This window comes from Chthoniobacter flavus Ellin428, assembly GCF_000173075.1.
GTDB classification, from domain to species: Bacteria; Verrucomicrobiota; Verrucomicrobiia; order Chthoniobacterales; family Chthoniobacteraceae; genus Chthoniobacter; species Chthoniobacter flavus.
This window is the reverse complement of record NZ_ABVL01000024.1, coordinates 1-23237: the sequence shown is the minus strand read 5'-3', so window position 1 is coordinate 23237 and position 23237 is coordinate 1. Positions and strand designations below refer to the sequence as shown.

24 protein-coding genes are annotated in these 23237 nt (G+C 61.3%); 10 read left to right on the top strand and 14 right to left on the bottom strand.

Annotation, left to right across the window (positions count from 1 at the left end):
• Positions 1 to 7: 7 nt before the first annotated feature.
• Together CFE428DRAFT_RS26240 and CFE428DRAFT_RS26235 are read right to left on the bottom strand one after the other, a co-directional pair.
• Positions 8 to 1441: a GDSL-type esterase/lipase family protein gene (locus CFE428DRAFT_RS26240; RefSeq protein WP_006982712.1), complete on the bottom strand. Its 1434-nt coding sequence runs from the start codon at positions 1439 to 1441 to the stop codon at positions 8 to 10.
• A gap of 64 nt (positions 1442 to 1505) precedes the next feature.
• Positions 1506 to 1964 (bottom strand): hypothetical protein, encoded by a 459-nt coding sequence (locus CFE428DRAFT_RS26235; protein WP_006982711.1) that lies wholly within the window; start codon positions 1962 to 1964, stop codon positions 1506 to 1508.
• A gap of 112 nt (positions 1965 to 2076) precedes the next feature.
• Between CFE428DRAFT_RS26235 and CFE428DRAFT_RS26230 the strand changes: the two genes are divergently transcribed.
• Both CFE428DRAFT_RS26230 and CFE428DRAFT_RS26225 read left to right on the top strand, forming a co-directional pair.
• On the top strand, positions 2077 to 2493 hold the full coding sequence (locus CFE428DRAFT_RS26230; RefSeq protein WP_006982710.1) for a hypothetical protein: 417 nt from the start codon (positions 2077 to 2079) through the stop codon (positions 2491 to 2493).
• Complete coding sequence (locus CFE428DRAFT_RS26225) at positions 2465 to 2752, top strand: hypothetical protein (protein ID WP_006982709.1); 288 nt, start codon at positions 2465 to 2467, stop codon at positions 2750 to 2752. Before CFE428DRAFT_RS26230 ends, CFE428DRAFT_RS26225 begins: the two co-directional genes overlap by 29 nt.
• Positions 2753 to 2771: 19 nt before the next feature.
• On the opposite strand, the gene CFE428DRAFT_RS26220 is transcribed toward CFE428DRAFT_RS26225, so the two are convergent.
• Positions 2772 to 3260, bottom strand: coding sequence for an EF-hand domain-containing protein (locus CFE428DRAFT_RS26220; protein ID WP_006982708.1), 489 nt, complete (start codon positions 3258 to 3260; stop codon positions 2772 to 2774).
• 675 nt (positions 3261 to 3935) lie between these two features.
• Entirely contained in the window at positions 3936 to 4952 is a 1017-nt protein-coding gene (aroF, locus tag CFE428DRAFT_RS26215) for a 3-deoxy-7-phosphoheptulonate synthase (protein ID WP_006982707.1), read from the bottom strand.
• A gap of 106 nt (positions 4953 to 5058) precedes the next feature.
• Between aroF and CFE428DRAFT_RS26210 the strand changes: the two genes are divergently transcribed.
• Entirely contained in the window at positions 5059 to 6138 is a 1080-nt protein-coding gene (locus CFE428DRAFT_RS26210; RefSeq protein WP_006982706.1) for an LOG family protein, read from the top strand.
• 5 nt (positions 6139 to 6143) lie between these two features.
• Here CFE428DRAFT_RS26210 and CFE428DRAFT_RS26205 read toward each other — a convergent pair whose 3' ends face one another.
• The 6 genes from CFE428DRAFT_RS26205 to CFE428DRAFT_RS26180 all read right to left on the bottom strand — a co-directional run bounded on the left by CFE428DRAFT_RS26205 (position 6144) and on the right by CFE428DRAFT_RS26180 (position 13107).
• Complete coding sequence (locus CFE428DRAFT_RS26205) at positions 6144 to 8339, bottom strand: urea transporter (protein ID WP_006982705.1); 2196 nt, start codon at positions 8337 to 8339, stop codon at positions 6144 to 6146.
• Entirely contained in the window at positions 8336 to 9793 is a 1458-nt protein-coding gene (locus CFE428DRAFT_RS26200; RefSeq protein ID WP_006982704.1) for an alanine racemase, read from the bottom strand. The genes CFE428DRAFT_RS26205 and CFE428DRAFT_RS26200 overlap by 4 nt, the downstream gene beginning before the upstream one ends.
• Before the next feature lie 15 nt (positions 9794 to 9808).
• A complete protein-coding gene (locus CFE428DRAFT_RS26195; protein WP_006982703.1) occupies positions 9809 to 10975 on the bottom strand; it encodes an ATP-grasp domain-containing protein in 1167 nt (388 codons plus the stop codon).
• The gene (locus CFE428DRAFT_RS26190; RefSeq protein WP_006982702.1) at positions 10975 to 11220 is read right to left on the bottom strand and encodes an HPr-rel-A system PqqD family peptide chaperone; all 246 of its coding nucleotides are present in this window, start codon (positions 11218 to 11220) and stop codon (positions 10975 to 10977) included. Before CFE428DRAFT_RS26190 ends, CFE428DRAFT_RS26195 begins: the two co-directional genes overlap by 1 nt.
• 18 nt (positions 11221 to 11238) lie before the next feature.
• Entirely contained in the window at positions 11239 to 11886 is a 648-nt protein-coding gene (locus CFE428DRAFT_RS26185; protein WP_006982701.1) for a tetratricopeptide repeat protein, read from the bottom strand.
• A gap of 960 nt (positions 11887 to 12846) precedes the next feature.
• A complete protein-coding gene (locus tag CFE428DRAFT_RS26180) occupies positions 12847 to 13107 on the bottom strand; it encodes a phosphopantetheine-binding protein (protein ID WP_006982700.1) in 261 nt (86 codons plus the stop codon).
• A 76-nt stretch (positions 13108 to 13183) separates the two neighbouring features.
• Here CFE428DRAFT_RS26180 and CFE428DRAFT_RS26175 point away from each other — a divergent pair, with 76 nt between their 5' ends.
• The 3 genes from CFE428DRAFT_RS26175 to CFE428DRAFT_RS26165 are packed head-to-tail and all read left to right on the top strand — an operon-like array spanning position 13184 to position 15233.
• Positions 13184 to 13930 carry a TlyA family RNA methyltransferase gene (locus CFE428DRAFT_RS26175; RefSeq protein ID WP_006982699.1) on the top strand — a complete coding sequence of 249 codons (747 nt, stop codon included), beginning with the start codon at positions 13184 to 13186 and terminating at the stop codon, positions 13928 to 13930.
• Entirely contained in the window at positions 13906 to 14772 is an 867-nt protein-coding gene (locus tag CFE428DRAFT_RS26170) for an NAD(+)/NADH kinase (RefSeq protein WP_006982698.1), read from the top strand. Before CFE428DRAFT_RS26175 ends, CFE428DRAFT_RS26170 begins: the two co-directional genes overlap by 25 nt.
• On the top strand, positions 14769 to 15233 hold the full coding sequence (locus tag CFE428DRAFT_RS26165; protein ID WP_006982697.1) for a PTS sugar transporter subunit IIA: 465 nt from the start codon (positions 14769 to 14771) through the stop codon (positions 15231 to 15233). Before CFE428DRAFT_RS26170 ends, CFE428DRAFT_RS26165 begins: the two co-directional genes overlap by 4 nt.
• A 7-nt stretch (positions 15234 to 15240) precedes the next feature.
• On the opposite strand, the gene CFE428DRAFT_RS26160 is transcribed toward CFE428DRAFT_RS26165, so the two are convergent.
• The gene (locus CFE428DRAFT_RS26160; protein WP_006982696.1) at positions 15241 to 17526 is read right to left on the bottom strand and encodes a peroxiredoxin family protein; all 2286 of its coding nucleotides are present in this window, start codon (positions 17524 to 17526) and stop codon (positions 15241 to 15243) included.
• A 131-nt stretch (positions 17527 to 17657) separates the two neighbouring features.
• Here CFE428DRAFT_RS26160 and CFE428DRAFT_RS26155 point away from each other — a divergent pair, with 131 nt between their 5' ends.
• Complete coding sequence (locus CFE428DRAFT_RS26155) at positions 17658 to 17996, top strand: hypothetical protein (protein ID WP_042725846.1); 339 nt, start codon at positions 17658 to 17660, stop codon at positions 17994 to 17996.
• The gene (locus CFE428DRAFT_RS26150) at positions 17977 to 19179 is read left to right on the top strand and encodes a deoxyguanosinetriphosphate triphosphohydrolase (RefSeq protein ID WP_006982694.1); all 1203 of its coding nucleotides are present in this window, start codon (positions 17977 to 17979) and stop codon (positions 19177 to 19179) included. Before CFE428DRAFT_RS26155 ends, CFE428DRAFT_RS26150 begins: the two co-directional genes overlap by 20 nt.
• A 7-nt stretch (positions 19180 to 19186) precedes the next feature.
• On the opposite strand, the gene CFE428DRAFT_RS26145 is transcribed toward CFE428DRAFT_RS26150, so the two are convergent.
• Positions 19187 to 19807, bottom strand: coding sequence for an LON peptidase substrate-binding domain-containing protein (locus CFE428DRAFT_RS26145; protein WP_042725845.1), 621 nt, complete (start codon positions 19805 to 19807; stop codon positions 19187 to 19189).
• A 55-nt stretch (positions 19808 to 19862) separates the two neighbouring features.
• Here CFE428DRAFT_RS26145 and CFE428DRAFT_RS26140 point away from each other — a divergent pair, with 55 nt between their 5' ends.
• The gene (locus tag CFE428DRAFT_RS26140) at positions 19863 to 20714 is read left to right on the top strand and encodes an MnmC family methyltransferase (protein ID WP_006982692.1); all 852 of its coding nucleotides are present in this window, start codon (positions 19863 to 19865) and stop codon (positions 20712 to 20714) included.
• A gap of 89 nt (positions 20715 to 20803) precedes the next feature.
• Here the strand turns inward: CFE428DRAFT_RS26140 and ruvB are convergent, their stop codons facing one another.
• Both ruvB and CFE428DRAFT_RS26130 read right to left on the bottom strand, forming a co-directional pair.
• The gene (gene ruvB, locus CFE428DRAFT_RS26135) at positions 20804 to 21823 is read right to left on the bottom strand and encodes a Holliday junction branch migration DNA helicase RuvB (protein ID WP_006982691.1); all 1020 of its coding nucleotides are present in this window, start codon (positions 21821 to 21823) and stop codon (positions 20804 to 20806) included.
• Between the two features lie 51 nt (positions 21824 to 21874).
• A complete protein-coding gene (locus CFE428DRAFT_RS26130) occupies positions 21875 to 22261 on the bottom strand; it encodes a DUF2934 domain-containing protein (RefSeq protein WP_131990025.1) in 387 nt (128 codons plus the stop codon).
• Between the two features lie 117 nt (positions 22262 to 22378).
• Here CFE428DRAFT_RS26130 and CFE428DRAFT_RS26125 point away from each other — a divergent pair, with 117 nt between their 5' ends.
• On the top strand, positions 22379 to 22645 hold the full coding sequence (locus CFE428DRAFT_RS26125) for a MarR family transcriptional regulator (RefSeq protein WP_006982689.1): 267 nt from the start codon (positions 22379 to 22381) through the stop codon (positions 22643 to 22645).
• Positions 22646 to 23237: the final 592 nt, after the last annotated feature.

Below are 23237 nucleotides of genomic sequence, written 5' to 3'. Positions count from 1 at the left end.
CGGCGCTTTAGTTGCGCTTGGTCGATGTCTCGGCTTCCTGCGCGTTGATCGAGTACTGTAGATCGCTCAGCGAATCGTCGCCCACACCGGCGAGATGGACGGTGCATTGCATCTGCCAGGTGACGTGATTCAGCGCGAAGGCGAGCGTGTTCCACCCGCCGTGCAACTGCGCAGGGACCGTTTTCTTTTTGCCGGGTTCGCCGGCGATCAGGCCGGAGTAGATCGATTTCCCATTGAGCCAGACTTCAAGATAGGGCGTTCCCGCGAAAGCTTGCGTGCTGAGTTCGACGTTGACCGGCCGTTCGCGATCCGAACGAATCCACCGGGCGCCGTAACCGGCTTCAAATGGGCGTGCGTGGGTGACGGCAGCGAAATCCACGCTGTCGGGATTTGCTCCTCCCGTGAAGTTGATGCTGGCTTGATACGGTTCCCAATCGAGCTTCTGGCCCGGCGCGGCTTCGGCGACGTCGAGAGGCGAGCGACCGTGCTCGATGGCGTCCTCCACCGGTCCGTGAAAGGTGGCGCCAGTCGGTGGTTGACGATCGTTCCAAGGCTTGCGGACGAATCCCGCGGTGACCACCCACGGAGCAGGGGAAGGGGCGATCGTCACGGGCACGGGAGCGCTGCTGGTTGGGTTCAGGATTTTCGCAAGCTTTTGCTCTTCGATGGCGCGCGCCGCCTTTTCTCCGTCCAAACCGCGAAGCATCGCGATGGCGATGGCCTGGTGCCCCGCTTCGTTGGGATGGACGTAGTCGTGGGTGACATGAAAATCTGCTTTCACGTGCCGTCCACGGCGCAGGACATCGAGCATCGTGGCGTGGGTCGGGAGGACGAGGAGTCCCATCTCTTGGGCGAGGCTCTGCAGATGCTCGTTGAGCTTTCGGATCATTTCGTTCTTCGGCGAAGTCTCATCCTCCGTGCACATCGTCGCGGTGGCGACCGCGGTGATCTTGGGCTTCAGCCGGCTCTGCAGAGACGTGACGAGTTCACGATAGTTCGCCGACCATTTCTCCCACGAGGCGGGTTCATCCCAGACGTACGGCGCGAGGACATCGTTCATGCCGAGCATGACGATGAGCACGTCGGTGGGTTGATCGAGTTCGGTTTTGACGTCGATGCCTTTGACGTCGAGCGGAAAGGAGTCGGTACGCGAGCGCTTCTCCGTGTTCAACCACGCTTGCACGCCTTGTCCGCTGCCGCCGAGGGCGATGATGTGCGGATGGCAACCGGGATACGCCTGTTCCAATGCCCAATCCATTTGATGCGCATAGCCGGCCGGATGATTGCGGCTCTGGCCGGTGATGCTATCACCGACGAGAACGACGCGGGCGTTGCCCTTTTGGAGCAGAGGTGAAGCCGGGGCGCCTGACGATGTGCCGTTTTCCGCGAAAGCGGGGCAGATAAAGGCGATGAAGATGAAAACGAGGGAAGAGAGTCGCACGCGTGCAGGATAGCGTGCCCGATTGCTTTCTCCCAATCTTAACTCGGCCCACACCTCATCCGGATCAAGGTTTGAGGTGCAGCACCTTGCTCGGAGTGCCATCGCCGGGATCGTATTCCCAGTGAGCGGTGGAGCCGTCAGAGACGTAGATGAGGTTTGGGTCGCGGTCGACTTTGTAAGCGAGCGAGTAACCCTGGCCGGTTTGATCGCGATGATAGAACCAGCCCCGGATAAAGGCGTGATTTGCCGATGCGGGAGTGGCCGGAATCGGGGGCAGATAGGGAGTCAGATCCGCGGGGTCAGTTGGAAATCGCTGATGCTCCGCGCGGTAACGCTCCAGGCCTTGTATGATTGGTGAGGCGGAGCGTGCGAGCTTGTTCAGATGCGCTTCGCCGGTCTCTTCGGGCCCCGTAAGGAGTCCGAACAAACTGAACCTGCTGACGAAGGCGAGCGTTCCACAAACGCAGCAAAACAGCGCCAAAATAAGAACCAGCGTCCATCCGAGTTTTTGACGAGAGTTCATGGCATTCGCGACGATTTGGCCAGTGATCCCGACCGAAGGCAAGCCGCGGGCGTTTGGGCAAAAGTGACATCGTACTGGACTTGGCAGAGGAGATGCCGCTTGCATGAGGTGCATGAAATCGCACTTGTTTCGTTTGACCGGGATCTTCGTGGCCGGGCTGCTGCTTTCCGCCGCGGCTTCCGCCACCGCGTCGCCCGACAGGAAGAAGAAGCCGGCTTCGCCCACGGACCAGCTCGACGCGGCCCGGGCGGCGACGCGGAAGCTGCCGGCATTGGCGGCCGACGCGACCTTCAAGCGCGAGACATTTGAGCTGCATCTCAAGCTGCGGCGGGTGGGCGACGATTGGGATATGGTGCTGTCCGGCAAGCAGCCGATGGAGATCATCCGCAAGGACGGGAGCTACTACGTGAGCGACGACGAAGGGAAGACCTGGCGAAGCACGACCGGCGACGATGATCTCGCGGCCGCGGCCCTGGCGCCCGCTGGAGGGCGGGCAGGTAGTGGGCAATCCGCGCCGCCCGACCTATGAATCGGTGGGCAAGGAAAAGGTCGACGGAAAGGACCTTGTGCACCTCCGCATGGTGCCGGACGCCGGAGACAAGACCGATCCCCAGGATCTGCCGCAGGAGTGGCTGGTTCCCGAGGGAAAAAACGGCTGGCTGGTTCGGCGATCGCAATCGAATGCGATTCTGTTCAAGCAGACCGTGCACGCGGACATCACCTACGAAGCCCTGCCGAAGGACGCGAAGATCGAGACGCCAACAGTGACTGCGCCGGAGAAGAAATAGCCGGAACTGCAGCGACCGCTTACTTGCCGTCCCCGCGCTGGAAGAGGCGGATGGGCAGTTCGGCCAGCTCGGCCTTGGTCAGCAGTTTGTCGTGATTGGTATCGAGCAGCTTGAAAAGGGCGGTGCAGCCGGCCTCGTATTCCGCCTTGCTGATCCGGTGATCGTGATCCGTGTCGAAAGTGAAGAGGATTTTCTTGATCAGCACCACCGCAGCCGCGGCGCCGAGCCGGCCGATTTCTTCGCTGATGTCGTCCGAGAGAGCATCAACCTCTGACTCGGAGATAAAGCCGTCCTGGTCTTTGTCCATCTCGACAAAGCCGTCGTTCGCGCCATTCTGCCATTCGTTGATGTCGACGTTCCCATCATGGTCGCGATCGAACTGGCTAATGATTAAGCCCGCCAGCGATTCCATGCCGGGCAACTGAGCGGCTGCCGGAAGGACACCGACGAGAAGGAAGAAGCAGGAAAGGAGAAACAGCGCTTTCATCTCGATCAAACCAAAGATCATGTCCCGAACCTCTCCGCTGCACAAGCGGGGAGACGAGGCACCTTCCTGCCGGCGAATCCGCCTAGCGCTCCTGGTGATCGACCCGGACGGCGTTCAGCAAGTTCGTTGCCATCCCGGTGTCTGACAAGAGGTTACGGAGAGATTTCTTCCCTGAAGTCGATCCGCCGGTCAGCGCCAACTTACAATGTCATCGGAGCCTGCCGCCCCACCTTCGTCTTTGCGATTGGGCCCGCAGGACCAGACCCGCGGAGAGTCGGTTTTGGAAACGTCGAAGCGGTAGGGCGTGCCCCAAGGATCGACAAGCTCTCCTTGGGCGTTAAAGCGATTGGCACTTGCGTCGAAGAATAAGACTTTACGCGGATTGTCTCCTCGAAAAGCGGCCATGATTTGCGCGGGGGTACCGCCAGGGGGGGACCCATATTCAGCCGTATAGGCTTTAACCGAGCCGAGAAGCCCCTGCACGAAAGACCGGGTCTCCGCGCGACGAGGGTGCTCCTTCGGGGGGCCTACCAGGGGAAACAGCAACCCAATCAAGACAACGAATCCCAGAATGACCAGCACTCGACGGACGATGGTTCGCGAGCGAGACCGAGGTTCGTTAGTCATGATTTCCGGAAGAGCTTTTCAACGAACGTCCCACAGTCCTTCGGAGAGTGGTGGCTCCCGAAAAATCGCTTAAGCGCGTCCCATGGCGCCGAGCAGCGGCTGCAGATCTTTCACGAGTTGCTGGAAGCCGACGAAATCCACCTGCTGCTGGCCGTCGCTGAGGGCTTCGGCGGGGTGCGGGTGCACCTCGATGAGCAGGCCGTCCGCGCCCATGGCCACGGAGCCCTTGCAGAGCATACGCACGAGATCGGCGCGGCCGCAGCCCTGGCTCGGATCGACGATCACCGGCAGATGCGACTCCTTCTTGGCGATGGCCACCGCGGCGAGGTCGAGGGTGTTGCGGGTGTAGGTCTCGAAAGTGCGGATGCCTCGCTCGCAGAACATCACCTTGTTATTGCCGTGAGCGAGCAGGTATTCGGCGCCGAGCAGCCATTCCTCGATCTTCTGGCTCAAGCCACGCTTGAGGAGGATCGGCTTGCCGGTCTTGGCGCACTCGATGAGGAGCTGGAAGTTCTGCGAATTGCGGGCGCCGATCTGCAGGATGTCGGTGTGCGAGGCGACTTCATCGACATGGCGCTCGCTGAGCACTTCGGTGATGATCTTCAGCCCCGTCTCCTTCTTCGCGAGCGAGAGCAGGCGCAGGCCTTCGCTGCCGAGTCCCTGGAATTCGTAGGGCGAAGTGCGCGGCTTGAAGGCGCCGCCGCGCAGGATGGTGGCGCCGGCGGCCTTCACCGCCCGGGCGGTGCTGATGAGCTGCTCTTCACTTTCCACCGAGCAGGGGCCGGCCATGAGGCAGAAGGGAGCATTGGCGCCGACCTTCAAGCCGTCGACGTCCACCGTGGTGTCGCCGGAGTGGGACTCGCGGCTGACGAGCTTGTGGCGCTTCTGGACGGGGATCACTTTCTCCACTTGGGGAAGGGCCGTGAGCGAGGTGAGGGTGTGATGAGTGCGCTCGTCGCCGATGGCGGCGATGACCGTCTGCTCCGTGCCGAAAATGGGCCGCGGGTCGTAGCCGAGCTTCTGGACTTCGGCGATAACTTCATCGATTTGCGGGCGGGGAGTATTGGGACGGATGACGACGATCATGGGAAAATGGAGCGAAAGTTGAGGTTTCGGTACTTCAGGGCGAAAGATAAAAGCGGACGGCGCTTGTAACCGGCCCGCCTCTTTCGCTCAACTCTCATCTTCCCCAATGCAGGATTTTACCGCCGGCGGCATTTCCGCCACTCCGAACAAGACCCAGACCACAGGCAACCCGAAAACCGACGAATTGATCAAACAGCTCGTGTGCGAGTGGGAGTGCACGAAGTCCTGCGAGTTGATCGAGGAAATGATCATCACCGCCTTGAAGATGGGGCGGGACCGGACGACAACGGCCGACCTGAAGCTTTTCAACCGCTCTCTGAAGGAGCTCCGTTATGCGGCCCGCGTCTTTACGCCCTACCGGCATGTGCACAAGGTGGTCGTTTTCGGCTCGGCGCGCACCAAGGCCACCGAGCCGGAGGCGGTCGCGGCGGAGGAATTTGCCCGCCGGATGCACGAGGACCTCGGCTATATGACCATCACCGGAGGTGGCGATGGCATCATGGGTGCCGCTCAGCGCGGAGCCGGCCGGGAGAATAGCTTCGGCCTCAATATCCGCCTGCCGTTTGAGCAGAAGGCGAATGAGACGATTCATGGCGACCAGAAGCTGATCAATTTCAACTACTTCTTCACCCGTAAACTCAACTTCGTGAAGGAAACGCACGCGGTGGCGCTCTTTCCGGGCGGCTTCGGGACGATGGATGAGGGCTTCGAGGTGCTCACGCTCATGCAGACTGGCAAGGCGCGGATCATTCCCGTGGTGATGGTGGATCGTCACGACGGCACGTATTGGAAGACGTGGATTCATTTTCTCGAGGAGCATCTGCTCCGGCTGGGATTGGTTTCCGACGACGACTTCTCGCTCTTCAAAGTCTGCGCCAGCGTGGACGAGGCGGTCGCGGAAATCGCGCAGTTCTACAAGAACTTCAACAGCTACCGGTGGGTCGGCCAGAAGATGGTGATCCGCGTGCAGCGGCGACTGACGGACAAGGCGATCGAGCTCATCAATGCGGCTTTCGATGATATCCTCGATGGAAACCGCATCACGCAAGGGGTGGCGCTTCACGAGGAGGCGAATGAGCCGGATATCCTCGAACTGCCGCGCTTGGTCATGGTTCCGAAGAGGAAAAACTTCGGACGCTTCCGCAAGTTGATCGATGCGATCAATGCGGCGGAGACGGTGCAGTAAGCTACCTACCCGCCGACAGTCTGGTGTTCGAGCAGTTCCGCGATGAGCGTCCGGTCATTGACCAACCGAGCTTCGAGCCGGGTGACGCCGCGGCGTCCCGTGAGCAGGGTCGTGATGTTGCGCGGCGCCTGGGCGCATTCGCGGCCCGGCTCCAGCGTGGCGCGAAGGGTGAAGCTGCCTTCGTTCTCATCCTGCCGCTGGTATTTGTATCGTAGCATCTTCAGTCCGATGAACGGTGTCGTCAGCGCGCGGATCAGACGCTCCGGGCCGGCGAAGAACGGTGTGGCATTGACGCTGTCCTCCCAGACGACGCTCGGTTCGAGCACGCTCGGCACGCGCGCCAGTCCGGCGGCAAAGTAGGCCAGCAAACTGCGATGATCGCCTTGGAATTCCGTGGTGAAGAACACGCCTTCCGAGATGAAACCGATGAGCCGGGCGTGGGTGCGGCGCGAGCGCCAGCGATACCGTCCGAAGTCATCGAAATCGAGCAATAGCGTCTCTTCGCGCACTCGGCCTTCTTCTTCCGAAATGCGATAGCGATACTCACCGGGTAACCAGCCGTGAAGGGTTTCGCTGAGGGTGGGATGCGGCGTTCCGCTTTGGACTCGCGTGCCGGCGGCGGGCACGCCGGAAGTCCGGAAGAACATGCCGTTGCCACCTGGCGCAAGGTAATGCTTCAAGCAAAACGGCCGGCTGGCCGAACCCGCCAGCGCGGTATCCTGGATCTGCAGGTGCAAATGTGGGAACGGCGAGCGTCCGCTGTTGCCGCAGGTGCCGAGCACGAAGCCTCGGCTGACCCGTTGGCCAACGAAGACGGTCGCCGAATGCTGCTGCAGATGCGCGAGCATCACGTAGTAACCGGCATCGCTATAGATCACGATGTAGTTGCCCCAATTTTCCTCGGGGTTGTTCCCACCGGGGGCATTGTCCGTCACGTGATTGACGATATTGGCCACCACGCCGGAGCAGGGTGCCAGCACCGGCACACCGAAGATGAAGTAATCGACGAGTGACGATCCGTCGCTGCGGCATTTCCGGCCTTCCTTCTCCACTTCGAAATCCAGCGCGTAACGCCACAGGCCACGATGGGTGAGTGTGTCGTCGAAGGATTGCGTGACGGTGCAGAGCGCGCCGACCGGTGAAAAGAGCGCGGGTGTCTTCAGGTCTGGGAAGCGTTGGGCGTCGATGAGCACCTGCTGCACCGCGCTCTCCGGCAACGAACCGGGGGAAGGTGACGGTAGAAGCGCGCCTGCCGAGCGGCGGGCACGGAGAGCGGTGACCATGGCGAGCACGACCAGATTATAGGGCAACGCGCTCGCGGGCAGGTTGAAATAACGAAGCGCGGTGGCCAGCGCCACGCTGGTGAGTGAGCACAGAAATGCGCCCGACATGGCCAGCGCCAGGCTCGCCGCGGAGGCGATGAAATATCCCGAGCCCAAGGCGATCCCACAGAGCAGGAAATTGAACCCGCACCACGTTACGCCTTCCGGCCCGAGGTGAAAACCCAGTTGCCACATGGTGGCTGCGCCCACGGTGAAGGAGAGCGATGCGGCGAGCGTGCTCAGCGGCGAGGTCAGCGCGAGCCCGAGAAAGACCATCATCCCGGGCACGACGTGGGGTTGGAAAAGCATCGCCCCGAAGGCCTGGAACATCGCCTGGAGGAATGGTGGCAGGCCCGGCAGATCGAGCCACACCGGGGTCGAGGAGTCGGGCAGCGAAGGTGGCCCGAAGAGCGAGAAGCCGAGGAAGTAGAGGACATACGCCGCTGCCACCGCAGGCAGGCTGTGGGCGGAAAGCCCGAGGAGTAAGCCTGCCCATCGCTGGAGCGCCGCAGAGACGAAGAACGCGCCGATCACCGAGGCCGCCCAGAGCAGCAGAAACGTCGGCGTGGCGAAGTGATAGCAACGGTTCAGATACGCAACCGTGAGGCAGACGAGCAGGGGATTGAAGAGCAGGAAGCCGCTACGGATTTGCGCGTGATCGTAACCCAGCCACCAGGCCAGTGCACCGGCTGTGAGCACGCCCGCGAGGCCGGAGATGCCGTAGTCTGGCGCGAGCATGGAGACAGCCATGAGCCACCAGCCAAGCCGCGCATTGGCCGAGAAAAAGAGGATCGCATAGCTGCGCGGGGCGCCGCGCAAGAGCGAGGCGCCCAGCGACAGCCCGGGAAGAGGCGGATCGGTTTCCGCGATCGAGATCATGCCACGGCGAGGATGTGGGGTTCGGGCCGCGAGACGGCGGTGCGCGTGGCGAGATGCTCGGGGATGGCCTCGAGTTCCTGCACGTAGTCGAGATTCTCCCGGCGCCGGATCACATGCACCTTGCGCTCGCTGTCGATCATCACCACCGCGGGGCGGTAGGTGATGAATTGCATCGACTGGGTGATGTTATAGGCGCCGACCGGATGGAGCACGACCTGGTCGCCGGTCGTGAGACTCGGCAGCGGCGCATCCTCGCGAATGACATCGATATTCATGCACAGGCAGCCGAAGACGGTGGTCGGCTCGGGCGTATCCAGGCAGGGGCGCGCGGGCAGGATCTTCGGCTGATACCATGCGGTCGTGTAGAGCAGATTGATCCCCGCATCGAGGACCAGTGCGTGACGCGAATTGCCCTGCGGCATCACTGCGGCGGATTTTCCGTAGGCGGCCATCGCCGTCTGCATCTGGCTGGGTAGGTGACGTTTCTTCACCGCGACCACGCTGGAGATGAGATAGCCCGCGTCGTCGACCAGCGCGCGCCCGGTCTCGAGATAGAGCCGCGGCAGATCACGACCGGCGGGCCAAAGGCCGATGATCGTTTCACAAATCGCCTCCGCGTAACGATCAAGCGAAGGTGTCGTTTGTTCTGGCGGGAGATATTGGTAATGCAACCGTGCATGGGAGGCGAAGCCGCCGCCGAGATTCAGATAGCGGATTTGCCCGGCACCGATTTTCTCCGCCTCGATGGCCAGTTCCACCAGCCGTCGCGCAGCCACACGATAGTTTTCGGGATCGAGAATGAACGTGCCCACGTGGCAGTGCAGGCCCTGCAGGCGCAGGTTGTGCAGGGTGGTGATGCGACGGATGATCTGTAGCACCTCGCCGTCATCGCCGTTGAAACCAAACTTCGACCACACGGTGTGCGTGCCGGTCTGCAAATGCACACGCAGGGCGATCGATACCGGTTCTGTGCGATCGCGCACGATAGACGCCAGTGTCAGCAGTTCGTCGATGTTGTCCACTTGGATCATCGCACGTTCGTTTACCGCCCGCTCCAGGTCGGCACGTTCCTTGTGCGGGCCGTTGAAGATGATTTTCGAGCCGTCGACGCCGTTGCGCCGCGCCTTCTCGTACTCGAACCCGGAGACCACCTCGGCGATCGAACCTTCCTGATGAAATACGCGGCAGATGGCGTTCAGATAGTTCGTCTTGTACGACCATGCGAACTGCACATCCGGGTAGCGCCGGCTGAAAGCGCGGTGGGCTTCGCGGTATTTTTCGCGCAACGCTTTTTCCGAGAAGACGAACAGCGGGCTGCCGTAATTACGCGCGAGTTCAGCGACGGGCACGCCATCGATTTCCACGCAGCTCGGAGAGGAGCCGAGGCGGAAGGGATTCACGGGGCCAGCCTGGAGGCGCTGGATATTGGGGCGAATGTAGGGGAGGCGATTCATAGGAAGGGGAAAGAGCTAGTGGGCGTGGCGGCGAGCGGATCCATTGGAGGGCGATGCTCCGTCATCGCCCATTTCGATTGGGAAAGGTGTGGGCGCCGACGGAGCGGCTCCCTCCAACGAACGCGCCATGTCGAGCGCTTCGAAATCCGCACTTGTCGAAAGCGCGGCGAGTTGCTCGATGTGGCCGGCGACTTCCACTTGATGGCGCACGTAGAAATGACCGGGCGCACACCGCGGTAGCGGTGCCGGTTTGCGGTCCACGTCCATCATTTGTACGAGAGCGGCCGGGAAGTTGATGCCCAGCATCGACGGGAAATCCACCCAGGCGGGGAAGCGTGGGTTGATCTCGATGAGCACATATTCGCCGCGTGCTTCATCCAGCATCGCTTCGATTTCGAAAGGCCCCCGCCAGCGCAGTGCGCGGATGAGGCGCGTGCAAAATTCATCCAGTCGTGGATCGAGGACCGTAATGCCGCCCAGGCCCTTACCCTGATTGCTAATGATCGTCTTGCGAATGGTGCACAGTCCGACGATGCCGCCTTCGCCGTCGCCGAGACCGAGGGCATTGAATTCCGGCCCGCGCACGCAGCGCTGCAGAATCGCCGGAGCGCCCCACTCGGAGAAGAGCTTGAACACCGCCGCGAACAGCGCCTGCTCCGTCGACACCATCTTCGCGTCGTAATACTGGCCTTTTACCATGAGCGGATAGCCGCACTCGGCGGCCACCGCGAGCGCTTCGGCGATGTCGTAAACCGGCCGGGTATCCGGCACGGCAACACCGCACGTCTTCGCCAGCTCCGGCAGATGGTTCTTGGCCCGATGGGAGAGCATCTCCTTATCCGGTAGATAGGTCCGCAGGCCACGCTCGGTGAGCGCTTCTTCGAGATGCACCAGCAGCTCGATCTCCGCATCGAGGGTAGGAATCAGATAATCCACCGGCGACTTTTCCAGGATGGAGTCGAGGCGCTGGAGAAACGCCGTGGCTCCGCTGGTCGGATAAGGCATCGGATAGACCACATCCGGCCCATCTTCCGCATAGATGCCGCTTTCCAGCGCGTCGTAGACGAGTCCGACGATGAAGGCATTCGGAAAACGGCGGCGCAGGCTGCGCACGATGCTCGCTCCCGGCTGGGGATTTTCACCTCGATGCAGGCCGCTCACGGCGATACGCGGGGAATGCATTATTCGATCCTCCAGCCGAGGCGAACGGCGTTTTCGAGGAAGTCACTGAAATCGCGTTGCGCGGTATGCTCATCGACCTCGAACTCCGAGACCATCTGGGTGAGCGCGGCGTCGTGGCTGAGGCCGGACTGCAAGAGACGCACGATGCGCAGACCGGTGGGGTTGAGCTGGAAGGTCTCGCCGCTCGCGGGATCGAAGACGAATCCGCGGTCGTTGAGCATGAGATCGGATAGCGGTGTGGACATGGTGGGATGAAGGTTGAGCTATTGGGCGCTGGCCAGTTCTACGCCGCGCTGCGCGTAGGTGTAGTCGGGGCTGACGGTGAGGATGCGGTGGAAGAGCGCGAGGGCATCGCGTTTGTTGCCGAGGTAGAAGACCGACCAGGCGAGGCCGCTGGTGGCGTCGAGATCATCCGGGTAGTAGAGCAGCACGCGCCGATATTCGGAGGCCGCGCGCTGGTATTCGCGGCTGGCGAGGTGCATTTGGGCGAGCGCCATTTGCGCGCGATAGTTCGAAGGCTCGTTGTGCAGGAGCGATTGTGCCGCGCGCTCGATCTTCCGCGCGTCGTTCTCCGCTTGGGCCGTATTCAATAGGCCGAGCAGGGGATTCATCGCCGTGGGAATCGAGCGGCTCGCTTCGCCGTAATACTGTTCCGCCTTCGCATAGTCTTTCGCGCGATAGCTCAGCCAGCCGGAGCGTTCGAGGGCGAGGAAGGCGTCGCCGCCCGCTTGCTGATAGGCGCGCATGTCGGCCAGGGCCTCGCTATATTTTTGATTGCTCTCCGCGTCGACCGAGGCGGCCCACGATTGGGCAGCGGGGTTCGAAGTGGAGGCGCTGTTTCCGTAGCGGATGTTCGGCGTATTCGCCGCCAGCGCCACGACGGGGATGAGTAGCGGGATGATTCGGTTCATAACGTGGGGAATTTTTTGGGCTCACTCCGGCTCGAGAAGGCGACCGGGGCGGCGCGTTCTCATTGCCTTCGTTTCCTTAAGTGGACCCCACGCCGGTTAAGGTTTGATTTGAAGACAACCGCTTTTTTGTAAAGGGAAGGTAAATGTCCGATTGCCAGGCGAATCGACGTGATTCGCGCGCTGGCCGCGGAGTGGGGAACGCTCCAGCTAAACTGGAGCCAGTCTTTTCTGTTTCCAGCCGACGGTGACTATCACCGACCTCTTTCTTCCTCTGCGGCCTTCAGCGTTCTCCGCAGTGCTAACCCGAAAAGTGTTCGCAGCTTGCGGAAATTTTTTAACCGCGAATGGACACGAATAAACGCGAATAGAAAACTGCGTTTGCCGCCCTATTCGCGTTCATTGGCGTCCATTCGCGGTTTTACTCCACCTGCCCCTCGACACTTCTTCTCTGCGCCTCTGCAGTGCTAACCATAAAAATGTCCGCACGACGCGTAGAATTTTGGGCCCGCGAATCACGCAAATAACACGAATGAGGGCAGATCATTCGCGTCATTCGGGTGATTCGCGGGTCACTTTCCCTTCCCTGTCTTTTCGAAGGTTCGTGGCTCCCTTTTGGTTGCGGCTCCGCCGCGCTGGGGCCTCTGCTCCGAAAATAGATTGGAGGAAGAAAAAACCCGTCACGGAGGTTTACCAAGGATGAGGTGCATGGCGGCTTCTTGGTTATGGAAACGACCGGACTGGCCAGACCTCGCTTAAGGAGACAATCTGCTCCGCGTGCTCATGGCAACAATCTGTGGTTCGACTGCGAGGCCCGGGTCAGACTGCGTTGCAGGTTCTATCACACCACAGAGATTACGACCTCGGACCAGCCAGGACGTCCCGTTCACAGCTTAACCCATTTTCATCCACTGTGCTGAACGAAGTTCATGTGGACTGCGTTTAACTGAACGGCGGCTACAGCTACTTCCGATTTGCCACGACGTAATCGTGGATCGTATTCACCGAGGCCAGCGCCTGCCGCGCCGTCTCCGAATTGGCCACGCTCACGCCGAACTTCTTCTCCAGCGAGACGACGAGTTCCAACGCGTCAATAGAGTCCAGCCCGAGGCCTCCGGGGCCGAAGAGCGGTAGATCGTCAGCGATCTCGTCCTTCGACACCTTTAGCATCAGGTTCTCAACCATCATTTCCTTGATCTCCTCACGGAGGTTAGCTTCTGGCATGGCGGGGCGGTGTATTTCTTTGGAAAATGATTCGGTTTCAAGCCTTTTCACGGATTCAATTTGCTCTTTCGACCTCATGCCCTCTGCAAAACAACGTTTAGATCAGCTTCTCGTCGCCCGTGGCTACTTTGAATCCCGGGAAAAGGCCCAGAGGGCGATTATGGCCGGGACGGTGAGCATCGGAGAGCAGCGGGCGGACAAACCGGGGACCCGGGTGCCCGAAGACGCGGCCATTCAGGTCAAGACCGCCGAGCGCTACGTCGGCCGCGGCGGCCTGAAGATGGAGGGAGCCCTGGCGGCCTTCGGCGTCGACCCGACCGGGGCGATTTGCCTCGATATCGGTGCCAGCACCGGGGGCTTCACCGATTGCCTGCTCCAGCACGGGGCGGCCAAGGTTTACGCCATCGATGTGGGCCACTCCCAGCTCGACTGGAAAATCCGCAATGACCCACGGGTCGTCGTGCGCGAAAAGCTCAATGCCCGCCATCTCACGCGCGACGATATTCCCGATCCCATCGCGGTTTGCGTCATCGATGTCTCTTTCATTTCATTGACTTTGATCTTGCCACCCGCCGTCGCGCTGCTGAGCAATGGCGGCGTGATCATCCCTCTGATCAAACCCCAATTCGAACTCCGCAAGGAGGACGTGGGCAAAGGCGGCGTCGTCCGCGATTCCACGCTGCATCAGCAGGCCGTGGAGAAGATTCGCGCCTTCGTCGCCACGCTGCCCAGCCTCACCTGGAGCGGCTTGATCGAATCGCCCATCCTCGGCGGTGAGGGCAACAAGGAGTTTCTCGCATGTCTGCGTGCCGCATCGGTTTGATTGCCAACGACGGAAAGCCGGGCGCGAGTGAACTCGTGCGCGAGATCATGGCGGAATGTGCGAAGCGCGAAATGCCGCTGACCCTGGAGGCACAGACTGCGCACAGCGTGGGAGCCCAATCCGGTGCCACCCATGCTGACCTGACGCGCCAGTGCGACGTGCTGCTCGTGCTCGGCGGTGACGGCACGATTCTCCAGGTCCTGCACGAGATGTGCGACGACTTTAAACCGATCCTCGGGATCAACCTCGGCACGCTGGGCTTTCTCACCTGTGTGAGCGCCGGGGCGTGGCGCGATGCCATCGACGCGATCGCCGCGGGCACCTATCGGGTGAGCGAGCGCCGGTTGCTCGATGTCGAGGTCGTGCGCGATGGGCAAACCCTCGGGCGCTACATTGCGCTGAACGACGCGGTCATTAGCCGCGGCGAACTTTCCAAGCTGATCAAGCTTAACGTCACGGTCGATGATGCCAATTTGAGCGAATATAATGCGGATGGTCTCATCGTTGCCACACCCACTGGTTCCACCGCCTATTCGCTCAGCGCCGGCGGCCCGGTGCTCATTCCGAATAGCGGGGTTTTCGTCGTGACCCCCATCTGTCCCCACGTGCTCACCATGCGCCCGGTGCTCGTGAGCGATGATTCCACCATCTGGATTCAGCCGTCGCCGAATCAGCCGGATGTGTTTCTTACGCTCGACGGACAGAGCCCGGTACGCATTCTAGCGAGTGATTTGATTCGCATTACCAAAGCCCCGCAACGCCTCCCGCTCGCCATGCTCCCCGGCATGTCCTTTTTCGAAGTGCTTCGCCAGAAATTGAAATGGAGTGGCACCGCCATATGATCACCATTGCCGATCTTCTTCGTCCCGATCACATCGCACTGCAAACACGTGCCAAAGACCCCAAGAGCGCCATCGATGAAGTGGCGGGCTTATTGAAAAGCGTGCCGGCCGTGCTCGATTTTCAGGCTTTGCTCAAGGGGGTGCAGTCCTCCGCGCCGTGTCTGCCGGAACCCGGCGGCGGCTTCGCGCTGTGCATCCCACACACCCGCGGCGAATGCGTGAACGAGATGGTCATGTCGGTCGGTCGCTCGGAGGCGGGCATCGTCTTTCCGAATGTGGAATTGCCCGTGCGCTACGTCTTTTGCATCGCCGTGCCGAGGGCGCTCGCGGCGGACTATCTGCGGATCGTCGGCTTGCTCGCACGAGTCTTCAAAGACCGCACGTCCGAGGCGGAACTGCGCGCGGCCACGACCGGCACGGAATTCGTGGATTTGCTCTCACGTCGGGAAGCGAAGCTGTAGAAGGCTTTTAATTCGCCGCGGTCTTGGTCTCGCTAGCGGGGACGCTCAGCAGGCGTTTCGCTTCGCCGAGCAGCCACTTTGCATCGCTGAAGGGCTGGAAGCTGATGTTTTGCCACCGGACCTGGCCGTTTCCGTCGATGAGATAAAGGCCGTGGAGCGGCATCTTTTCGAAGTCGTCGTAGGCGCGGTAGGCTTTGAAGGCTTCCAGCGTGGCATCGGAGAGGATGGGGAAGGGGAAGCCGTTGGCATCTTTCGATTTTTCGAAGGTGCGCTGCAGGCCGTCTGGTGAATCGCGGCTGATGGCGACGATGGAGATCCCCGCCGCGGAGAAGTCCTGCGTCAAAGGAGCGAGGACGTTGAGTTGTTCGAGGCAGCGGGAGCATCCGCTGCCGAGATAGAAGACCGCGAGCACCGGCCGGCCGCGATAAGCAGCCAGCGATTGCATGGCGTCGTGGGCGTCGGGGAGGTTCCAAGCCGGCGCCGCGTAGGGATGCCAGCGAAATGGGCCGAGCGTTTTGATATCAGGGCGTACGCCGACGTCGTTGGCCGCGATCATAGGTGTGCGCCAGTCGGCCGGCAATTTGAGATCGGCGACGATCGGGGAGAGTCGGCCAAAGATGGGCATATCGAGATCGATATTCGAAGAGAGCTTGCGCAACTTCTCGAACGTGGCGCGCGCGGTATCGGGCTCCTTTGCCTGCCACTGCAACTCGGCCAGGTTCGCCAGAGGTTGCACTTGGGCGGTATCGGCGTTCGATGCCTCGCTGGCCATCTTCAACGCGCCCTCCTTGTCGCCGAGAGCGAAGAGGACGCGGGCCCGGCGTTCCGAGGGGATGTCCCGCGCTTTCGCCAAAAGCGGCTTGGCTTCGCCCGTCCGGCCGGTAGCCAGCGCACGGTAAAGTTGCACCTCGGCGATGGCGGCTTCTGCGGTTGAGAGGCGATAGGCGAAGCCGCGCATCGCGTCGGCCATCGCCTTGGCGATTTGATCGTCGGATTTTTTGTCGGCCTGCGCCTTGGCTTCCGCGGTATCGGCAGCCTTGATCCGCTCCTCCCTCGCTTTCTTGAGCTGATTTTGCAACGCCGTAATCATCTCCTCGCCATGCGTGGTGTCGCCGCGCTGGAAGTAGGCGATGCCGAAGGCGGTGAGTTGCTTCGTTTCGTTGACCGGGTTCTCGGCGGGCGCGAGGTAGAGCGTGTCGCGCAGGGCAATCAGGTCATCCCACAGTTCGTACGTCGCCAGCGTGCTGAGCAGGCGTTCGCGGCCCATGTCGTAAGCGTTGCTTTGGTTTGGACCCAGCCGCGGAAGCTCGATCATGTTCTTGGCCAGGTCGATGGCGTCATGCACGCGGCCGATGTAGGTGAGGTTTTTGACCAGCCAGTCGTTGTTGTGCGCGTAATTATGAATCTGCTCAGGCATGATCCGCGCCGTGGCCATGTAGGCGTGGTCGATGCGAGCGGAGGCCTCCTGTTGCCAGGCGGCGTCGGCGTAGCGATGCAGGTTCGAGAAGGTATGGCCGGACATGTGCCACATATGGGCGATGGCCGGGGCGGATTGCCCGCAGTGCGCCGCCGCGGCAACGGCCCGCTTGTCGCCATCCGCGCCATTCCAAAGATGAATGAGATAGTGATGAATTGGGTGCATCGGGTTCACCGCCAGCACCTCTTTCGCGAGCGCATCCACGGCCAAACGGCTCGGCAGAGGAAGGCCGTGTTGCTTGTTGTCCCAGAGTTGAAAGACGAGGAAGGCTTTGGCCTCGAGGTCGTCGGGAAACTCGTAGGTCACATCCTCCAGCGCGTGGACCAGGGCATTGCGCCGGCGGTTCTCATCGGCATTCGAATCCGCAAAGAACTTCGAGTAGGCATCGATCCAGAGCTGCTCGTGGTGGCTGGCTTTCGCCTTCTTCGCGACAGCGAGCTTCATGAAATCCGCGGCGCGCTTGGGGGTGTTGATATTGGCCATGGCCATGCCCCAATAGGCCATCGCGCATTCCGGATCGAGGAACGCGACCTGCCGGAACGAACGCTCGGCCTCGAAATACCAGAAGCCGTGCAATTGCCCGACACCCTGGGCGAAGAACTTCTGCGCGAGGGCGTTTTCCGTCGTCACCGGAAAGTTCACGTTGCCGGTTCCTTCCATCAGGACGGCAGCCTGTCGGGGTCCTTCGTTGAAGGCTTCGCCGTTGCTGGAGTGGCCGGGGATCGCCTTGTCGTCCGCTTTGGCGGGTGGTTCTTCGGCGCGCGCGAGCAGGGAGAACGAACAGGCGAGGAGGAGGAGGCGAAGGAGCGAGTTCACGGGGAGGGGGGCTCGGAGGACTATCGCAGAAGCACGTGCAGAAGAGGAGCTTTTACCAATACTTTTTGGGATGGCAGGGGCGACGTTCCCGGCTAGACCTTCCGCCTGCCATCACCGAAGTTCTCGTCGTCGTGAACAACGCCCAGTTCATCATCCAGGTCTGCAAAGGCATCATTCGCTCCCAGCGGGTGCGGCGCACGCTCATGTTTTGGGACGTGCTGGTGGTGCTCGTGATGATCTTTCTCGGCTCGACGTTCTTCTGGCCCTGGTTGCGCGAACATCCGTTTCTTTTCCTCGGCTACTGGGCGTTCTGTGGATGGCTGACCATTCTTGCGGCCCTGCTCGCGGTCTACGATATGGCCCGGGTGCGGCTGGAGGCGAAGCGCGCTCGGGAGGAGCTCAAGCGCGAGTATTTCCGCAACGACGACTCCGGAGCGTCTGATTCCTCGCATGATTCGCACCCGCATTGAGAAAGAACGCCGGGAGCGCGAATGGCTGGCGTCTTACGCCCAAAAGTCCGGGGATTCGGCCGGCCGCGTGCATGTGGAACCGAAGCATCCGCACCGCACAGTCTACGAGCGCGATCGCTCGCGGATCATTCATTCACGGGCTTTCCGGCGGCTCGAATACAAAACCCAGGTCTTTCTCAACGGCACTGGCGATCACCTGCGGACGCGGCTGACGCACACCATCGAGGTGGCCTCGATCAGCCGCACGATCGCCCGTGCATTGGGCTTGAATGAGGATCTCGCCGAGGCCATCGCGCTGGCGCATGACCTGGGGCACGCGCCTTTTGGGCACTCCGGCGAGACGGTGCTGAATGAACTGATGCGTGGGCACGGCGGTTTCGAGCACAACGTGCAGAACCTGCGTATCGTCGAGGTCATCGAACGCAAGTATCCGCGTTTCGCGGGGCTCAATCTCTCGTGGGAAGTGCGCGAGGGGCTGCAGAAGCACCAGAAATTTTACGATCCACCGGAGCGAGGCTTGCACGAGAAATACATGAGTCCCTCGCTCGAGGCGCAGATCGCGAACCTCGCGGACGAGATCACTTACTACAGTCACGACCTCGATGACGGGCTCGATTTTCAGCTCATCACCGCCAGGCAATTGGAGGAACTCGAAGTCTGGTGCGACAGCTATGCAGAAGTGCGCCGGCATTTCCCCAAGCTGCGAGGCAAGGAGCTGCACAGCTATGTGATTCGCTGCATCATCGACCGGCAGGTGCAGGATGTTGTCACCACGAGCGAAGAGTTCATCCACGCCGCGGGCGTGCGGAGTGCCAATGATGTGCGCCGGCAGAAGAAACCGCTCATCCGCTACAGCCTGCCGCTGCTCAAGGCGAACCAGGCGTTGCGGAAATTCCTCTACAAAAATCTCTACTTCCATCCGCGCGTGGCGACGGCAAATGATCGGGCTTGTGAGCTTTTGAAGAATGTTTTCGAGCGCTATTTGAAGAAACCATCGTTGCTCGGGGAGACGACGGCGAAGCGAGTGCGCAAGGATGGCCTGCACCGCACGGTATGCGATTACCTTTCAGGCATGACCGATCGTTACCTCATCGAGGAGCACGGACGGTTGTTCGATGAGGAAAAGGAGAGCAGCCCTGTGCGCCGACGGCTCGACCTCGGACGGAAGCGGCGGAACGAATGACGCGTGGCTACTTCCGCAGATAGCTGAGGAGCAGCTGCACGCGCTTTTGCACGTCCAGTTCCTCGAGGATGGCCTGGCGCTGCTCCGAGTCTTGCAGGCAGGCGTGCGCGATCATGTCGGCCATCATGGCCGGGTCATCGATGCTCCCAAACTCCTGCTCGACGTTTTCCGGCATCTTGGCGTCGCCGGTGAAGTGTTTGGTCGATTCCTTGAGCATTTGGATCCTCAAGAGATCGTTCTCCTCGGCTGCCGGCGGCGTGGATGTGAGTTCGCGTAGCTCGGCAATCCGGAATGGTTTGTCCTGCAGGAAGCCGACGATTCGCATGCGTGCGAGTCCCTGGAGGATGAGATGTGAGGTGCCGTCGTCGCGGCCCACGCAGGCGCGGACGAACCCGAGGCCGACGACGTGGTAAAAGTCGTCCGTCGCGCGAGCTTCGCTGATCCCGGGCTTCATGGAGGCGATGCAGAACATGCGATCTGCTTCCAGGCTCCAGGCCAGCATTTGCCGGTAGCGCGGCTCGAAGATGTAGAGCGGAAGCGGAACGTGGGGGTAAAGCTGTGCGCCCGGCAGCACCATGAGAGGGGCTTGCGAAGGGAGACTGAGTTGTTGTTGGCCGATGCTTTTCAAGGGTCTTCTATGGATACGCTAGCACAGCCGCGCCGGATGGGAGTAGTTTCCGCGCGTGTTTTCGGAAAACCAACCCGCCACCTTTGAACTCGTCACTGTCCAATCCGGCGTCCGCAGCTTGCGGTCGCGGGAGCATGGGGAGACGTTTCACCCTGTCGTCGGGCCGATGACGGAGGCGGTGGCGCTGCACGTTCGGCAGCAGCGGTTGGTCGAGCGTGCGGCGGCAACGAACGGATCATTCGTGATTTGGGATGTGGGCCTGGGCGCGGCGGCGAATGCCATTGCCGCGGTCGAGGCGCTCGCGGAACAAGCAGATACGGGCATTCGCGTCGAGTTGCACAGTTTCGATGTGAATGAGTCGGCGCTGCGGTTTGCCCTGACGCACGCGGAGGATCTCGGCTATCTCGTGCCGCATGTGGCGGCGATTCAGGATCTGCTGACGAAAGGCGAGTCGAGGCAGGCGAATATCCATTGGCGGTTTCACGCCGGGGATTTCCATGCGACGATGTCGGCCGGACCGGCGCCGCATGCGGTGCTTTACGATCCCTATTCGCCGCAGACGAATCCGGAGATGTGGACGCTCGATCATTTCACACGGCTGCGCGGTTGCCTGTCGCCCGACGCGCCCTGTCTGCTGACGAACTACACGCGCTCGACGGCGGTGCGGGTCACGCTTTTGCTGGCGGGGTTCTTTGTGGGATGCGGGCACGCGACCGGGGAAAAGGACCAGACGACCATCGCTTCCAACGATCTTTCGTTGATCGAAGAACCGCTCGATGCGGGGTGGCTCCGGCGTGTGCATCGATCCACGAATGGTGCGCCATTGCGTCCGGGCGTGCAAAGACCTGCGGCGATCTCGTTAGAAGATTGGGCCCGGCTTTCCGCGCACCCTCAGTTCCGAGGGTAGATATGAAGGGGCGCGCTCCCGCGCGTTCCCACTTTTGATCGTCTGCAGGAGGAGAATGGGGAACGCGCGGGAGCTCGTCCCTCCGTGGGTCAGTCGAACAGATCGCCCGTACGCCTGGGGGCGGAGATGCCGAGCTTCCTGTAGCAGAGCGGCAGGGCGACGCGGCCTTGGGGCGTGCGTTTGATGTAGCCCTGCATGATGAGATACGGTTCGTGGACGTCTTCCAGTGTGCCGGGATCGTCGCCGATGGCCACGGCGAGCGAATTGATACCGACGGGACCGCCGTTGAACTTGTGGACGAGCGCTTCGAGGATGCGCTTGTCCATTTCGTCAAAGCCGTCGCGGTCGATGTCGAGCATCTCCAGCGCTTTGTCCGCCACGTCGCGGGTCACCCGATTGCCGGCGCGCACCTGGGCAAAGTCGCGGACCCAGCGCAGCAGGTTATTGGCGATGCGGGGGGTGCCGCGGCTGCGGGCGGCGATTTCCAGCGCACCGGGGTCGTCGATGTCCAGGCCGATCAAGCCCGCGCTGCGCAGCACGATCTTCTGCAATTCTTCGGCAGTGTAATAGTCGAGCCGGCAGGTCATGCCGAAGCGGGTGCGCAGCGGGGCGCTGAGCATGCCGGCGCGCGTCGTGGCGCCGATCAGCGTGAAGCGGGGAAGATTGAGCGGGATGCTGCGCGCGTTCGGTCCCTGGTCGATGATGATGTCCAGCTTGTAGTCCTCCATCGCGGGGTAGAGGTATTCCTCGATGGCGGGCTGCAGGCGGTGAATCTCATCGATGAACAGCACGTCGCCACGCTCCAGTGTGGTGAGCAGGCCCGCGAGGTCGCCCGCTTTCTCGATCGTCGGGCCGCTCGTGTTCTTGATGTTCACGCCCATGGCGTGCGCGAGGATGTAAGCGAGCGTCGTCTTGCCAAGTCCTGGCGGACCGCTGAGCAGGATGTGCTCGAGCACATCGCCGCGCTGCTGCGCCGCCTGCACCATGAGTTCCAGCCGCTGGCAGACCTTGTCCTGGCCCGCAAACTCACTGAACATCGGCGGACGCAGCGAGATATCGAACGCCGTCTTGGGCGCGTCTAGAGTTTTGCTGATGAAATCGTCCGGCACGCCGTTACTCAAAGCAGAATGCTCTGCGGCGGGAAAGGGGAGAGTGTGCGCTTATTCCTCCTCCTCTTCCTCTTCCGTTGGTTCCTCCCGGCGAGCAGCCAGCATCTGCTCGTGCACCGCTTCGTCCATGCCTTCGGCGACGAGTTCCTCGATCATGTTGTCTTGATCGTCGAGACCGACATTTTCCACGTGATGTCCCACTGAGCAGGCCACCATGTCGTGTTCGGAAACGGCGGCGGTCATGTCCATGTCGCCGTTGGTATCGTTCGGTTGATGACCGCCGTGCAGCTCGCGTTTGGCCTCGCGCCAATCGTCGTCGTTGAATTCCTTGCGGCCATTGATGCGCGCCAATTCCTGCGCCCGATGGCGAACGGTTTCGGCGGTCGGTGTGCCCAGGCCTTCGGAGTGATGAATGATCTTCGCGGGGGTCGGTTTCATCGAGCTCATATTTACTGGTAAGACCGTCTGCCGGATGAGCAAGGGCGAGTTGCGATTGCCAATAAATTGTCCAGTTGTGTTGCGCGCCATTTCGGCCTATTGGAGATGGATAGCGCTATGAAGCAGATCAAACTCAGCGGGCGTGAATTGGCGGTGTTGCGGGCCATCGACTATGCCATCGGCAGCACGGGAACGGAGATTCGAGACAAGACCTTCATCGAAGGACAAGACGTGGCGGATATTCTGAATGGGCTTTGCGATGTGGGTTACGTCGAAGTCGTGCCTGTGCTTGAACCGATCACGGTGCAGAATTACGCGGACGCTCGTTTCGAAGTGAATCCGTCGTACGCGTTGCAGTTGAAGGAAGCGATGCGACGGTCGTAAGAGCAGGGCGCAGTGGCCCACTGGACGCGATCTGCGCACGGTGGCCGGTGGTTCGCGCCGGAACCCGCTCCGGTGGGTGTGATTGAAAGTGGTGCCGGTGATCAGGCAGCTTTGCGGTCCTGCCAGAAGGATTCCCATAGTTGGTTGGCGCGGATGATGCGCAGTTGGGCGAGAGCATGCGCGTTGTGGGACAACCAAGCGCTGCCCGGCTTTTTGAGGCGAGCTTGCAGGACGTGTTTGTGTCCGGACTCGATCAAGCCTGAGCCGATCGGTAGTTCGCGAGCCAGCGCTTTCGGGTAATCGAGGTATGGCCGGCGCCTGGAGAGATAGCCATGAGCGCTCCGCACCGGAGCTTCCTCGTCTGGGACGGTGGCCGGCTCGAGGTCGGTGGCCAAAGACGCGAGCACCTTGTCCGCCGNACCCCGGCGCAACCGCTGCTGCTGGGTATGCAGCCACCTCCGCGGGGCCTGGGGGCGGCAGGATTCGGCGGCCGCGGCCAGATATTCACTGACGTGAAAGAAGTCGATGAGCAGCTCGGCTTGATCACCAAACGCCTCCTGGCATTGCAGACGGATCCAGTCCGCACCATCGG